Source organism: Gilliamella sp. W8123 (assembly GCF_016101085.1).
Lineage (GTDB): Bacteria > Pseudomonadota > Gammaproteobacteria > Enterobacterales > Orbaceae > Gilliamella > Gilliamella apis.
The window spans coordinates 414178-428406 of the sequence record NZ_JACFRE010000001.1; the positions used below are offsets into that span (position 1 = coordinate 414178).

Annotated in this window: 13 protein-coding genes and 1 pseudogene; 8 read left to right on the forward strand and 6 right to left on the reverse strand. The window is 34.0% G+C overall.

All coding sequences use genetic code 11. The features are described 5' to 3' along the window. The first annotated feature begins 64 nt into the window (after positions 1–64). Positions 65–1357 (forward strand): serine--tRNA ligase, encoded by a 1293-nt coding sequence (gene serS, locus H3T56_RS01890; RefSeq protein WP_198191881.1) that lies wholly within the window; start codon positions 65–67, stop codon positions 1355–1357. Positions 1358–1428: 71 nt separating this feature from the next. After that, entirely contained in the window at positions 1429–2325 is an 897-nt protein-coding gene (rarD, locus tag H3T56_RS01895; protein WP_198191882.1) for an EamA family transporter RarD, read from the forward strand. A gap of 47 nt (positions 2326–2372) precedes the next feature. Here the strand turns inward: rarD and pflA are convergent, their stop codons facing one another. The 5 genes from pflA to H3T56_RS01920 all read right to left on the reverse strand — a co-directional run bounded on the left by pflA (position 2373) and on the right by H3T56_RS01920 (position 8138). After that, positions 2373–3149: a pyruvate formate lyase 1-activating protein gene (gene pflA, locus H3T56_RS01900; protein WP_232343745.1), complete on the reverse strand. Its 777-nt coding sequence runs from the start codon at positions 3147–3149 to the stop codon at positions 2373–2375. A gap of 244 nt (positions 3150–3393) precedes the next feature. Beyond that, complete coding sequence (gene pflB / locus H3T56_RS01905; protein ID WP_065578112.1) at positions 3394–5676, reverse strand: formate C-acetyltransferase; 2283 nt, start codon at positions 5674–5676, stop codon at positions 3394–3396. A 64-nt stretch (positions 5677–5740) separates the two neighbouring features. After that, a complete protein-coding gene (gene focA, locus H3T56_RS01910; protein ID WP_034902976.1) occupies positions 5741–6589 on the reverse strand; it encodes a formate transporter FocA in 849 nt (282 codons plus the stop codon). A gap of 200 nt (positions 6590–6789) precedes the next feature. Next, positions 6790–7860, reverse strand: a complete 1071-nt coding sequence (mltC, locus tag H3T56_RS01915; RefSeq protein WP_086356858.1) for a membrane-bound lytic murein transglycosylase MltC — start codon at positions 7858–7860, stop codon at positions 6790–6792. Between the two features lie 8 nt (positions 7861–7868). Beyond that, positions 7869–8138, reverse strand: coding sequence for an oxidative damage protection protein (locus H3T56_RS01920; RefSeq protein WP_034902970.1), 270 nt, complete (start codon positions 8136–8138; stop codon positions 7869–7871). A gap of 193 nt (positions 8139–8331) precedes the next feature. Between H3T56_RS01920 and H3T56_RS01925 the strand changes: the two genes are divergently transcribed. From H3T56_RS01925 to H3T56_RS01935, 3 genes are all read left to right on the forward strand, one after another. Further along, positions 8332–9543, forward strand: a complete 1212-nt coding sequence (locus H3T56_RS01925) for an aspartate aminotransferase family protein (RefSeq protein WP_198191883.1) — start codon at positions 8332–8334, stop codon at positions 9541–9543. Positions 9544–9619: 76 nt separating this feature from the next. Beyond that, positions 9620–10222: a ribosome biogenesis GTP-binding protein YihA/YsxC gene (yihA, locus tag H3T56_RS01930; protein ID WP_198191958.1), complete on the forward strand. Its 603-nt coding sequence runs from the start codon at positions 9620–9622 to the stop codon at positions 10220–10222. A gap of 9 nt (positions 10223–10231) precedes the next feature. Beyond that, entirely contained in the window at positions 10232–11218 is a 987-nt protein-coding gene (locus tag H3T56_RS01935; RefSeq protein WP_198191884.1) for a serine/threonine protein kinase, read from the forward strand. A gap of 13 nt (positions 11219–11231) precedes the next feature. On the opposite strand, the gene H3T56_RS01940 is transcribed toward H3T56_RS01935, so the two are convergent. Next, positions 11232–11537, reverse strand: coding sequence for a GIY-YIG nuclease family protein (locus H3T56_RS01940; protein WP_198191885.1), 306 nt, complete (start codon positions 11535–11537; stop codon positions 11232–11234). A gap of 271 nt (positions 11538–11808) precedes the next feature. Here H3T56_RS01940 and H3T56_RS01945 point away from each other — a divergent pair, with 271 nt between their 5' ends. The 3 genes and pseudogenes from H3T56_RS01945 to H3T56_RS01955 all read left to right on the forward strand — a co-directional run. Next, positions 11809–12513, forward strand: a complete 705-nt coding sequence (locus H3T56_RS01945) for a lipopolysaccharide core heptose(II) kinase RfaY (RefSeq protein ID WP_034902956.1) — start codon at positions 11809–11811, stop codon at positions 12511–12513. A gap of 190 nt (positions 12514–12703) precedes the next feature. Next, positions 12704–13288, forward strand: coding sequence for a hypothetical protein (locus H3T56_RS01950; RefSeq protein ID WP_086320944.1), 585 nt, complete (start codon positions 12704–12706; stop codon positions 13286–13288). Positions 13289–13421: 133 nt separating this feature from the next. Next, a pseudogene (locus H3T56_RS01955) lies at positions 13422–13871 on the forward strand (GNA1162 family protein); the annotation flags it as partial. Positions 13872–14229: the final 358 nt, after the last annotated feature.

Below are 14229 nucleotides of genomic sequence, written 5' to 3' on the forward strand. Positions count from 1 at the left end.
TGTTAGCTGTACTAAAATAAGAAATTAAATAAATAACATTAATAAACAATAATGGACTCTTTTTATGTTGGACCCAAATTTACTTCGAAATGAATTAGATCTCGTTGCTAGCAAATTAGCACGTCGTGGATTTAAATTAGATGTTGAGACAATTCGACAACTTGAAGAAAAACGTAAAACACTACAGGTTGAAACAGAAAACTTACAAGCACAGCGCAATGCACGCTCGAAAGCAATTGGTGAAGCAAAAGCACGTGGTGAAGATATTTCAACACTGCGCGAAGAAGTAAACAAACTTGGCGAGAAGCTTAATAGCGCAAAAACAGAGCTAGATAAACTTCTTAATCAAATTAAAGATATTTCTGCCAACATTCCCAATATTCCTAATGATTCAGTGCCAGATGGTAAAGATGAGAATGATAATGTTGAAATTTCTCGTTTTGGTACCCCACGAACCTTCGATTTTCCTATTCAAGATCATGTTGCATTAGGTGAACGTTTTGGTGGTCTTGATTTTGCTGCTGGTGTAAAATTAACTGGTGCTCGTTTTGTGGTAATGAAATCACAAATAGCCCGTTTACATCGTGCAATTACGCAATTTATGCTAGATCTACATACTGAACAACATGGCTATGCTGAAATTTACGTACCATATCTAGTGAATCAAGCTACGCTTTTTGGAACAGGTCAATTACCTAAATTCGCAGGAGATCTATTCCATACTAAACCTCTTGATGAAGAGTCAGAAAGCAGTAATTATGCATTAATTCCAACTGCTGAAGTACCAGTTACTAATTTAGTGCGTGATGAGATTCTTGATGAAAGCGTATTACCATTAAAAATGACAGCTCATACACCTTGTTTCCGTTCTGAGGCTGGATCTTATGGTAAAGATACCCGTGGCTTAATTCGTATGCATCAATTTGATAAAGTCGAACTTGTACAAATTGTTAAACCAGAAGAATCAATGCAAGCATTAGAAGAATTAACTGCACATGCTGAAAAAGTTTTACAATTATTAGAATTGCCATATCGTAAAATTGTACTTTGTACTGGAGATATGGGCTTTGGTTCTTGCAAAACTTATGATTTAGAAGTTTGGGTACCAGCACAAAATACTTATCGTGAGATATCTTCATGTTCAAATATGTGGGATTTCCAAGCACGTCGTATGCAAGCTCGTTACCGCAATAAAGCTGATAATAAAACCTATTTAGTACATACACTAAATGGTTCAGGTTTAGCTGTTGGACGTACACTGGTTGCTATAATGGAAAATTATCAACAAGCAGACGGAACAATTAAAGTACCATCAGTATTAGTGCCATATATGAATGGCCTTGAAGTTATTGGTTAGTTTTATAATTTCATATATTCATTGTAGCGCTATTCATTAGCGCTATTTTTTTATTAATTAAGGTAAATAAGATGATAAAAGGTGTTGCATTATCAATCCTAGCATCATGTCTTTTTGGTTTGTTGTATTACTATCCAGTATTATTGCAACCTTTATCTGTAGTAGATATTTTTTGCTGGCGATTATTAACATCTTTTCCGGCTATTATTGTCTTAATTCTGATTGAAAAGCAATGGTCATCTATATCTGCCCTCTTTATTCGAATTAAACATCAGCCATTTCTTTTAGTTGGGTTATTGTTTTCTTCTTTCCTACTGACTATTCAAATGCTTATTTTTATTTGGGCACCAATAAATGGTCATGGATTGTCAGCTTCTCTTGGCTATTTTTTATTACCATTAAGTATGGTGGTCTTTGGGCAAATTTTCTATAAAGAAAGGCTAAGTATTTTTCAAAAAATTGCGGTACTACTCGCTAGCATAGGTGTTATATTAGAAATCTATATTACTGGCGCTTTCTCTTGGGAAACGGCGGTCATCGCCTTGGGTTATCCTATCTACTTTATGACACGCCGTAAACTGCAAATAGAGGGGATTTCTGGAACCTTTTCGGACTTCTTTTTTATATTTATCGGCTGTTTGATTTATTTTCTTTTACATTATCCATGTAATAAGATTATAAGCGATTTATCTCATTTTCATATTTTTATTCCAATGCTCGGTATCATTACTGCCATCGCCTTTGCTATGTATTTCGTCGCTAGACGACTGTTACCGCTTGGACTATTTGGATTACTAGGATATGTAGAGCCCGTATTACTTACCATTGTTTCTGTGTTATTTTTGCATGAATCAGTATCTAACGAACATATTATGTCATACGGACTGATTTGGCTATCTGTTTGTGTTCTAGCGCTTGAAGGTACTATCTATCTGTTACGGGCGGTGAGAAGGAAAAGATTAAAATAGAAGGTTAACAGGCGCGTTTATAAGCGCCTTATTTATGTTGAAGTTTTTTATTTGCTAAATGTCACATATTGACCATAACTTTCAATAATTGCCTGAATTCGATCTAATGTTTCTCGTGGTGGTGCTTCCACACCTTCTAACATATATTTATCACCCAATGTATCCCATTTATATGCACCTAGTTTATGGTATGGAAGTAGTTCAACTCTTTCAATATTTTCCATCCCTTGAATAAACTGACCGAGTAAATGAGCAGAATTATCATCATCCGTCCATCCTGGCACAACAACATAGCGGATCCAAGTTCGTTTATTTATTTTTTGAAGATATTTAGCAAATTCTAAAACTCGTTTATTTGGAACACCTACCAATTTTTGGTGTATCTCATCATTTATTTGTTTCAAATCAAGCATCACAAGATCTGTTACTTCCATTAACTCTTCAACGGTATGATCAAGTTGTCTTGCATAACCATTAGTATCTAAACAAGTATGAATTCCCTCAGCATGACAAGCTTTAAACCATTCTGTGATGAATTCTGATTGTAAGGTTGCTTCACCACCAGATGCAGTCACACCACCACCATTAGGCATAATAAAATTTTTATAAGTGATGATCTCTTTCATCAGCTCAGCGACAGTAATTTCACGCCCTGCTTTCAAATCCCACGTATCACGATTGTGACAATATAAGCATCGCATTAAGCATCCTTGAAAGAAAACAATGAAGCGAATACCTGGTCCATCAACTGTACCAAAAGACTCAAAAGAGTGAATACGACCTTTAATCGGTTGTTGTGTTGTCATAATAATATTTTTTTCCATAACAATTCTCTGATAATTGCTTACATTGCTCTTTTTTCTTATTTTAACTCAGTTAGACTAATGTTTTCACCAATTACACCAATAAGTGAGAAACGATATTAATTTAATTATAGTGAATATATATCAAGACAAATAAATAAAATAGCGTTGCATTATCCAATAACGTTTTTTAGCAAAAAATTTCAACTACAAAAAAATAGCGCCCCTAAGGACGCTATTTAATTTAAGTTTATTATTAACTAAATTACATTGATTGAGTGAAAGTACGTGTAATAACGTCTTTTTGCTGCTCTTTAGTTAATGAGTTGAAACGTACTGCATATCCAGATACACGAATAGTTAGTTGTGGATATTTTTCTGGATGTTCCATCGCATCTAATAATGTTTCACGATTTAATACGTTAACATTTAGATGTTGACCACCTTCAACTGTCGCTTCGTGATGGAAATAACCATCCATTAAGCCAGCTAAGTTACGTTTACGTGCGTCATCGTCTTTACCTAATGCATTAGGAACGATTGAGAAAGTATATGAAATACCATCTTTCGCATAAGCAAATGGTAATTTAGCCACAGAAGTTAATGAAGCAACCGCACCTTTTTGGTCACGTCCGTGCATTGGGTTAGCACCTGGTCCAAATGGCGCACCAGCACGACGTCCGTCTGGAGTGTTACCTGTTTTCTTACCATATACTACGTTTGAAGTAATAGTTAACACTGACTGAGTAGGAATTGCATTACGATAAGTTTTAAGTTTTTGAATTTTCTTCATGAAACGTTCAACTAAATCAACAGCAATGTCATCAACACGTGGATCATTGTTACCGAATTGTGGATATTCACCTTCGATTTCAAAATCAGTTGCTAAACCATCTTCATCACGAATAGTTTTTACTTTCGCATATTTAATTGCAGATAATGAGTCAGCTGCAACAGAAAGACCAGCTATACCACAAGCCATAGTACGAATAATATCACGGTCATGTAGCGCCATTAATGATGCTTCATAACTATATTTATCGTGCATATAGTGAATTGCATTTAAAGCTGTCACGTATTGTTTTGCTAACCAATCCATAAAATGATCTAAACGAGCGAACACTTTGTCAAAATCAAGATATTCGTCAGTGATTGGATCTTCTTTAGGACCAACTTGCATTTTTAATTTCTCATCCACACCGCCATTGATTGCGTATAGAAGGGTTTTAGCAAGGTTTGCACGAGCACCAAAGAATTGCATTTGTTTACCAACAATCATTGGACTTACACAACATGCGATAGCATAGTCATCGTTATTGAAATCAGGACGCATCAAGTCATCATTTTCATATTGTAAAGATGAAGTATCGATAGATACTTTAGATGCAAATTCTTTAAATCCAGAAGGTAATTGTTCAGACCAAAGAATTGTCATGTTTGGTTCTGGAGAAGGACCCATTGTATATAGAGTATTTAAGAAACGGAAAGAAGTCTTAGTTACTAATGTACGACCATCAACACCCATACCTGCAATAGATTCTGTTGCCCAAATTGGGTCGCCTGAGAATAATTCATCATATTCAGGAGTACGTAAGAAACGAACCATACGTAATTTCATAACGAAGTGGTCAACAATTTCTTGCGCTTCTTTTTCGGTAATTAAACCAGCTGCTAAATCACGTTGGAAGTAGATATCAAAGAAAGTAGAAGTACGACCAAGAGACATTGCTGCACCATTTTGAGATTTAACAGCAGCTAAATAACCAAAATAAGTCCATTGCACAGCTTCTTGTGCTGTAGTTGCTGGTGCTGAAATATCGAAACCATATTTCGCTGCCATTTCTTTAATTTGACCAAGTGCACGATGTTGTTCAGCAATTTCTTCACGACGTTGCATAGTCATTGGTAAATCAACGCCATTTTCAAAGTCAGCTTGTAATGAAGTAAATTGTGCAAATTTATCTTGCATTAAGTAATCGATACCGTAAAGCGCAACACGACGGTAGTCACCAATGATACGACCACGACCATAAGCATCAGGAAGACCAGTGATTACACCTGATTTACGACAACGTAGGATATCTGGAGTATAAATATCAAATACACCTTGGTTGTGAGTTTTACGATATTCAGTAAAGATTTTTTTAACTAATGGATCTAAAGTTCTATCGTAAGCTTTACAAGAATTTTCGATCATTTTGATACCACCAAACGGGATAATTGCACGTTTTAATGGTTTTTCAGTTTGTAAACCGACAATCTTCTCTAAATCCTTTTCGATATAACCTGCATCATGAGCAGTGATAGTAGAGATTACACTGGTATCAAAATCAACTGGCGTATGAGTGGAGTTTTCAAATTTGATACCTTCCATCACTTTATCCCACAATTTAGTGGTTGCTTCTGTAGCGCCAGCTAAGAAAGATTCATCACCCTCATAAGGTGTGTAATTTTTTTGAATGAAATCGCGAACATTGACATTATTTTGCCAATCACCCTCTTTAAATCCTTTCCAAGCCTTTGCTTGTACTTCATTTAAATTACTCATAGTTATTAACCTCAGGTTTACAAAAATATCTATCTACTCTTACATAAGGGTAAATATTATAAAATCAATGCGGCTTACGTAGATGTAAAGCCCAATTAGGAACGGCGACTAATAAGCCCCCTAAAATATTCCCGATAGTAACAGGAATTAAATTATTTACAATAAAATGCTCAACTGTTAGTGCTTTAAAGGTATCAGGAGCGACCCCGACAGCAGCCCAAAACTCAGGTGACGCAAAATTATTAATTACAATTCCCATAGGAATCATAAACATATTTGCAATGCTATGTTCAAACCCACTGGCGACAAACATAGCTACAGGTAGCACCATAATTAGCATTTTATCAAGTAAACTACGACCAGCATAACTCATCCAAGCAGCTAAACACACCATTAAATTAGCTAATAAACCAAGGAACACCGCTTCGATGAAAGTATGGTGTAATTTATGATCTGCAGTTTGTAAGACATTTAATCCCCACAAACCATTGGCAACCATATATTGCCCAGAAAACCAAATAATTGCTACAAACAGTATAGCACCAATAAAGTTACCAATATAGACAAAAATCCAGTTACGAAACATTTTTACCCAACTTATTCTATGCGTCATTTTAGGTAAAATAGTTAAAATGGTTGAAGTAAATAGATCCGTTCCACAACAAACGACAAGCATCAAACCAAGCGAGAAACAGATACCGCCAACTAATTTAGCGAGTCCGAAAGCAACGGTTGCTGTACCGGTAGTTGCAGTAATATAGAATACGAAGGCGATGGAGATAAAAACACCTGCAAGAATAGCAGATAAGATAGTACTACTAGGGTGTTTATTAACTTTATAATTGCCAAGTTCTTCGGCGATTTGGGTCATTTGTGCGGGAGAAAACGAGTCCACAAGCTTATCATTACTCAAGTTGACATCCTCAAAAAAACTATGCTTTTATGAGGCGCATAGTATACTCCAAAATTAACGTAGATCACGTTTTTTTTATTAAAAATCTTTAAAACTTAAAAAATCATTAGTTATTAATAATGTGAATTGTATATAAGATAGCCACTCTTTGTATCTCTTATCTAGACTAAAAAAGTGGCTAATAATCGTTGCGTAATTAATTATTTGCTATCTAAGATTTTACTTACTTTCACTAAATAATTACGTGATTCTTGAGAAACATGTGAGGTCACTAATTTTCGATAAACTTGTTGTGGTGTCATCGAGTTAATAATATTAATAGCTTCATTTCTATCATTAGAAAAAGTACGCAATACACTACCAGCACCACCATTATAGGAAGTGATCATTGCATATCTTAATGAAATTGGATTATTTATACCGGCTAAATACTTAGTCTTCAACAATGATAAATAAGCGGTTCCCATATCAACATTATTACGTGGATCGAGTAAAAATTGACGGCTAGGTTCGCCTGATTTTCCTCGTGAATTAAAGATATCTCGGCCGGCAGTATGTTGTTGAACTTGCATTAATCCTAACGCATCAGTACGACTGACTGCATAAGGGTTAAATGCAGATTCTACTTCCATGATAGCTAAAATTAATCGTTCATCAATAAAATAACGATTTGATGCTTCAGTAACAAGTGGTAAAAATTTTCTTGCTCGTTCATTAATATGATTTGGAACTAGCTTGATTTCAACATAGGTAATTTTATGAGAACCAGATGAACGGACTTTTAGATTATTGGCAAGTAAATAATCAGCAAAACTATTCGCCCTACCACTCCAACGAATTGGCTGTCTTTCTTGGTCAAGAACTTGGTTATATAAAAATGGTTCTCCTGATAAGTTCTGACTTATTTTATCATGGCGAATAATATCAACTGGCTCTGGCATAAGTAATGTCGAAACAATCGCATCTTTTAAATAAGCTAAAGGAGTATCAGATAAAGTCTCAATTGTTATTACACCTGAAACAAAATTAATGTGGACTCGTGTTTGCAAATTATCTTCATACTGAACATAATCTTTTGGTCCGGCAATAAGAATTTCTTTGGCCCCCCAAATTTGTTCTATATTATTTGCATACTGACTGATTAAAATATTAAAAGCATTGGTATCTTTTATATAATAATCTTCATCAGTACTTTTGTTTTTCGAACCAGGACAAGCTGTTAATAATGTTACGGAAATGAGTAAAGTAATAATTTTATAGTTATTTTTCATTTTAGCTCTCAATTTTCAGGTTTATACCCATCAATAACCACATCTTCACCTTCAAATAAAAACTTAACCATTTCGGTTTCTATTTTTTTACGATGTTCTAAATTCATCATATTGAATTTATTTTCATTAATTAACATTGTTTGTTTTTTAAGCCATTCTTGCCAGGCAATCTTTGAAATTTCATTATAAATACGTTTACCCAATTCACCTGGATAAAGCTGAAAATCTAATCCTTCAGATTCTTCTTTTAAATAATGGCAATAGATAATGCGACTCATATTTATTCCTATCTTATCGACGATTATTAATTAACCGTTGATTATACCCGAAAATAATTACAGAAAAGAATAAAATATATAACTTTATTTTAAATGAATATAAATTCAATAATTATGAATAAATATTAACTTTACTATCTTTTTAAATAACATAAAATATAAAATGACCGTTGGTTAAAATAAGGATTAAATAATGCAGCCCGAAATTACACGAGATCTGTTTGATAAAGTAATTCTACCCGTTTATTCACCTGCTAGCTTTATACCAGTGAAAGGGAAAGGTAGTCGAGTATGGGATCAAAATGGTGAAGAATACATCGATTTTGCTGGAGGTATAGCGGTTAATGCTCTCGGCCATTGCCATCCTGAGTTAATCAATGCTCTACAGCAACAAAGTGAAAAATTATGGCATGTTAGTAATGTTTTTACCAATGAGCCTTCACTACGACTTGCCCAAAAACTTATTGAAAATACATTTGCGGACCGAGTTTTTTTTGCTAACTCAGGCGCTGAAGCAAATGAGGCTGCTTTTAAATTAGCAAGATACTATGCGGCTGAAAAATATAGTCCCTATAAAACTAAAATTATCGCTTTTTATCAATCTTTTCACGGTCGCACCCTTTTTACCGTTTCCGTTGGCGGGCAAGCTAAATATTCCGATGGTTTTGGGCCTAAACCTGCCGATATTATTCATGTTCCTTTTAATGATTTAGATGCTGTTAAAGCAGTAATGGATGATCATACTTGTGCTGTAGTATTAGAACCAGTGCAAGGTGAAGGAGGATTAACCTCTGCCACACCAGAGTTTTTAAAAGGTGTTCGAGCACTTTGTGATCAATATAATGCCCTATTAGTCTTTGATGAAGTACAATGCGGTATGGGGAGAACTGGTAGTTTATATACTTATCAACAATATGACGTCATTCCTGATATTTTAACTTCCGCTAAAGCTCTCGGTGGTGGCTTTCCTATTAGTGCAATGCTAACCACAAATGAGATTGCATCGGTAATGCATCCTGGTGTTCATGGTACCACTTATGGTGGAAACCCACTGGCCTGTGCCGTTAGTTGTGCTGCCTTCGATATCATTAACAACCCAGAAGTACTTGAAGGTGTCCAAAAGCGTCGGGCAATGTTTATTGAACAACTTGAAACCATCAATGATAAATTCAAAGTATTTCGAGAGTATCGAGGTAAAGGCTTGCTTTTAGGTGCTGAATTACAACCTGAATTTCATAGTAAAGCGCGAGATTTTTTAAATTTTGCTACCGAGTATAAAGTAATGATACTTAATGCTGGGCCAAATGTACTACGTTTTACGCCATCTTTAATTATCTCGGAAGATGAAATAAAAGAAGGTATGAACCGATTTAGAAAAGCAGTCGAAAAAGTTGTCAATTCTTAAGTTTTTCTATACAGTAACGGCATTTTAAGTGATTAAGTGCCGTTAATGCACTTAAAGGATATTGTTTATGAGCGACATTCGACCATTAAATTATGCTAAAACGCATTTTATCTTAAGTGCCCCTGACATTACACATTTACCAATTGATACTGGCGTTGAAATTGCATTTGCAGGCCGTTCCAATGCGGGTAAATCAAGCGCACTCAATACATTAACCAATCAAAAAGCTCTAGCAAGAACCAGTAAAACTCCAGGACGAACACAACTAATTAACCTTTTCGAAGTTGAAGAAAACTGTCGCTTAGTTGATTTACCTGGTTATGGTTATGCCCAAGTACCTGAAGCGATTAAACGCAAGTGGCAAAAATCACTGGGTGAGTATTTGCAAAAACGAGAAAGTTTAAAAGGTTTAATTGTCTTAATGGATATTAGACACCCATTAAAAGATTTGGATCAACAAATGATTGAATGGGCTGTATCTGTAAATATTCCTGTAATGTTATTATTAACTAAAGCCGATAAACTGGCTTCTGGTGCACAAAAAAAACAAGTTAATATGGTCAAAGAAGCCATTTTACCTTTTCAAGGTGATATTACTGTTGCACCTTTCTCATCGCCAAAACGCATTGGTTTAGATGCATTAAAACAAAAACTAGATGAATGGTTTAGCCAACAATAATTGAACATTATGAACAACAGTGCATTTTCTTTTCAAACATTAACACCAGAACTGATTCTTAATAGTTTAGCTACTATAGGTATCTACGTTGATTCAGGCCTTACGGCTTTAAATAGTTATGAAAACCGCGTATATCAATTTTCCGACGAAAATCGCACTCGTTATGTCGTTAAATATTATCGGCCACATCGCTGGAATAGATCACAAATTATTGAAGAGCATCAATTTACCCAACAATTATCACAGGCAGATATCTCAGTTATTGCACCTCTGGTAATTAACAACAGTAGTGTGCATGAATATCAGGGCTATCTATTTGCATTATTTCCTAGTGTTGGCGCAAGGCAGTATGAAACCGATAATTTAGAGCAATTTGATTCCATAGCAACTATGCTTGGTCGAATTCATCAAATTGGCGCAAAACAACCTTTTGAACACCGTCCAACCATAGGTTTGCAAGAATATCTTTACCAACCTCAAGAAATTTTGTTATCTAACGCCATCATCCCGAATAAAATCCAAATAGAGCTTAAAATCATCCTCCGCGATTTAATTAAAACTGTTGAACAACATTGGCATAACGATTGGCAACCAATTCGACTACATGCCGATTGTCATCCTGGAAATATTTTATGGCGGGATAAAGCCATTTTTGTTGACTTTGATGATGCGAGAAACGGTCCAGCAATTCAAGATATCTGGATGCTACTCAATGGTGATCAACAACAGCAGAGAATTCAATTATCCAGTTTTATTGAACTTTATGAGGAATTTTTCCTATTTGATAATAACCAATTGAAATTAATCGAACCATTACGAGCAATGCGAATTGTGCACCATCTGGCATGGATTATTCAACGTTGGCAAGATCCGGCTTTTCCTCGAGCCTTCCCTTGGTTGACTGATATTGATTTTTGGCAACAACAATTAAAACAATTTAACCAACAAATTGAAGCAATTAAAGCTCCACCATTACAGTTATTATCAATTATGTAGACAATAAATAACGTTAAATATTTTTTATATTTAGAAAAATAAATAATTCATTGAGACTTGGAGATATTGAAACTAACTTTTCTTTTTGAATTTTGGTTAACTGTTTAATACGATATTCTAATTTCAAGGCAGTTGATCTATCACCAACACTTAGTTGATAGACGATAATAAGATCCTTATGTCCTTTTAGATATTTTGCACCTTTACCCATTTGATGTTGGTGTAATCTCCGAGCAACATCAGTAGTGATACCAGTATATAAAGATTGTTTTGCGGTTCTTATGATATATAAAAACCACACAGCAGCTTTAGTTTGCATAAAAAATAGTCGCTGTTAATAATAAACAGATCATATCATTAAGTGAATTTTTATAAATAGTAAATCTACCTTTTCCACTAAACTACCTTAATTACTCATCTTTACTAATATTAGCTTTGTATTAATTTAACTTAAAAGTTCAATAAGTAGTTAAAATTCTTTTTATATACTTTTGATGTTTGTTCTAATAACTGTCAGTGATTGATTTACTTTAGGTGGGATAATGTTTAAGATAGCTTAATTTTTTTGATCTCTCTTAGGACTACAAAATTTGAATAACTTTGCAAAAATTATTGAAATTGAACGTGGCAATATGAAATTTGCCTATGTGCAAAATGATGAAATCAATTATTTAGACCTTTTTGACCAATTTTTGGCTGAAGAAGGCCATCATGAATTACTCGATCCAAGTGATAGAATTGAGCGATATACATATTTAATCAATCATGAGAAAACTAAATTCATTTTTAAAATTGATGGTGGTGTTGAACATCGTTTAGAACGCCGTATTATAGCCAAATTGACTGGTGACTTTTATTTCAATTTAATTCATAAGCTAGCTAAAATATCGTTGGAAAAATGTGATATTGCTTATGAACTTTATTTAGTTGCATTTGATAAAGTTACCAAACGTCATTATATGATTTTTAATTTTATTGAAGGTCGCTCGTTAAAATGGGAAGAAATGAAAACCTATGGTGAACAAATAAAAAACTGCGTTGAAAAATTACATAGTTATAATTTAGTTTCCAATGACATTCATGGAGGGAATTTTATTTTAACACCTGAAGGAACAATCAAAGCAATTGATTTAACCAACTCTGGTTTTATTTGGCTTACCAAAGCTAATGATGCGATCGAGTTGCGTGAGCGTTTTGATATTAAAATTAAAGTACCGGTCTTGGCAATGGCAATAAAGAAATTTACCCATGGTTTTAAACGATTATCACGGAAAATTCGCGGTAAAGAAGACTAATAATAAAATTGAGAGAAAAACTAATTTCTCTCATTTTTTGTCCCAAATTATTTCCAATTCGGTTTCATAAAGAACTAAACAATCGTTTAGTTCTTTATGTTAAAAAAATTTATAACTTCATCAGCTAAATACTAGTAAATCCTTTTATAACCAGTTAGAATTAAAATAGTTAATCAAGCTAGGATGAGATATGAGAAAGTTAATTGGTTTTACTGTTTTAGTAATGTTGCTAACTGGCTGTGCTTCTCACAAAATGCAATCAATCTATCAAACTCCAGGAGTCGAAATTGCCCAAAATCCTGTCGGTGTGGATATAATAAATAAATATAGTACTTCTCGTCCTATCACTGTTCTTCATTCTTCATTATCAGTTTGTATTGCTCAAGAACTTGATAACAGCCCAGTGGTTTTAAATAGCGATAACTATTTGGGTTCAGCTTGGTGGCCATATTACAATATGCCAACTCAACAAGCCATTACCATCAATGGCGGAGATACCATCAAATTAGTTGAAGGAAATAATATTGTTGCCAATGCGCTTACTGATTATCAATCGCAAACTAAATACTTTATCAGTTATACCTTAACAACTACGCGAAAAGCTAAAAATATTCATTACTTATTTAGCAACATTAAACAAGCTCAACAATATACCGGTTCGATTGCTAATGATGGATTTCAAAACGTAAAAACCCTTGAAAGATCACATCCTGATTTAGTTATTGATGCACTTAATAAAGAAGTCGATAAAATTCAAGCTTGCTTATTACGCTAATCCCCTCGTATTCCTTAAAAGTTTTTGAGGAACAGGGTTTTTAGCAACTATATATTATTTTTTAATAATTGAATAACGTTTCTATAAGCTTATCCTTCCTTGAACAACTAGCCTTACCTAACCTTTAGCTGAAGCTGGTTATTATGTTTTCCCTGTTATGTTTACTGATGAAGTATTTAAACAAAATGGCTTAACGGTAGCTAACGAAATTCACGCAGTTAGTTTATCTAAATTACAACAGACCTTTGATCCTGATGCAGTTTTATATATTAATGTGCAAAATTATGGAACTAATTATCAAGTGATCCAAAGTGATACACGTGTAACATTAGAAGCAAAACTACTCGATGCTCGAACTGGAAAAGTTATTTGGACAGGCAGTGCTACAGCTTCTAGTCTAGAAAACCAACAATCAAATAATAGTTTATTAGGTATGTTAATTTCTGCTGCTATCACTCAAATAAGTGATACTGTTACGGATCGAAGTGTAGCAATCTCAAGCGTCGCAGCTGCTCGTTTATTTACACCAAACCCGGTAAAAAGTAACGGGATTTTATATGGTCCTTATGCTAAACAAAAATAACTGATCTGATAATTTCTTTATAAAAGAGCGGTAATAATTACCGCTTTTTCATTGATATAATTACACATATCATTATTACCTTTTTTAACCATACTCATCATCTTACAGAATCATTTATTCATCTTTTGTTTAGACACTAAAGACAACACTGTTTAGCTAATAATGGCTATATAAAAAAGTTCAAGAACCGGGATTGGTATACTCAAAAAGGGGCAAAAATTAAGAATGGATTGTTTGATTTAATTAGTCAAATGATTATAAGAGCATCCTAATAAATTAGTCATTACTAATTTTATTATTTTAAAAATGATCTAAATATAAATGTCTTTATAAATCAATAATTATGTTAATAACATAC

What these genes read in the sequence shown, in the direction of transcription:
- serS (WP_198191881.1), top strand. Translation starts at nt 65, where the DNA reads ATGTTGGACCCAAATTTACTTCGAAATGAATTAGATCTCGTTGCTAGC.
- rarD (WP_198191882.1), top strand. Translation starts at nt 1,429, where the DNA reads ATGATAAAAGGTGTTGCATTATCAATCCTAGCATCATGTCTTTTTGGT.
- pflA (WP_232343745.1), bottom strand. Translation starts at nt 3,149, where the DNA reads ATGGAAAAAAATATTATTATGACAACACAACAACCGATTAAAGGTCGT.
- pflB (WP_065578112.1), bottom strand. Translation starts at nt 5,676, where the DNA reads ATGAGTAATTTAAATGAAGTACAAGCAAAGGCTTGGAAAGGATTTAAA.
- mltC (WP_086356858.1), bottom strand. Translation starts at nt 7,860, where the DNA reads ATGAAAAATAACTATAAAATTATTACTTTACTCATTTCCGTAACATTA.
- H3T56_RS01920 (WP_034902970.1), bottom strand. Translation starts at nt 8,138, where the DNA reads ATGAGTCGCATTATCTATTGCCATTATTTAAAAGAAGAATCTGAAGGA.
- H3T56_RS01925 (WP_198191883.1), top strand. Translation starts at nt 8,332, where the DNA reads ATGCAGCCCGAAATTACACGAGATCTGTTTGATAAAGTAATTCTACCC.
- H3T56_RS01935 (WP_198191884.1), top strand. Translation starts at nt 10,232, where the DNA reads ATGAACAACAGTGCATTTTCTTTTCAAACATTAACACCAGAACTGATT.
- H3T56_RS01940 (WP_198191885.1), bottom strand. Translation starts at nt 11,537, where the DNA reads ATGCAAACTAAAGCTGCTGTGTGGTTTTTATATATCATAAGAACCGCA.
- H3T56_RS01950 (WP_086320944.1), top strand. Translation starts at nt 12,704, where the DNA reads ATGAGAAAGTTAATTGGTTTTACTGTTTTAGTAATGTTGCTAACTGGC.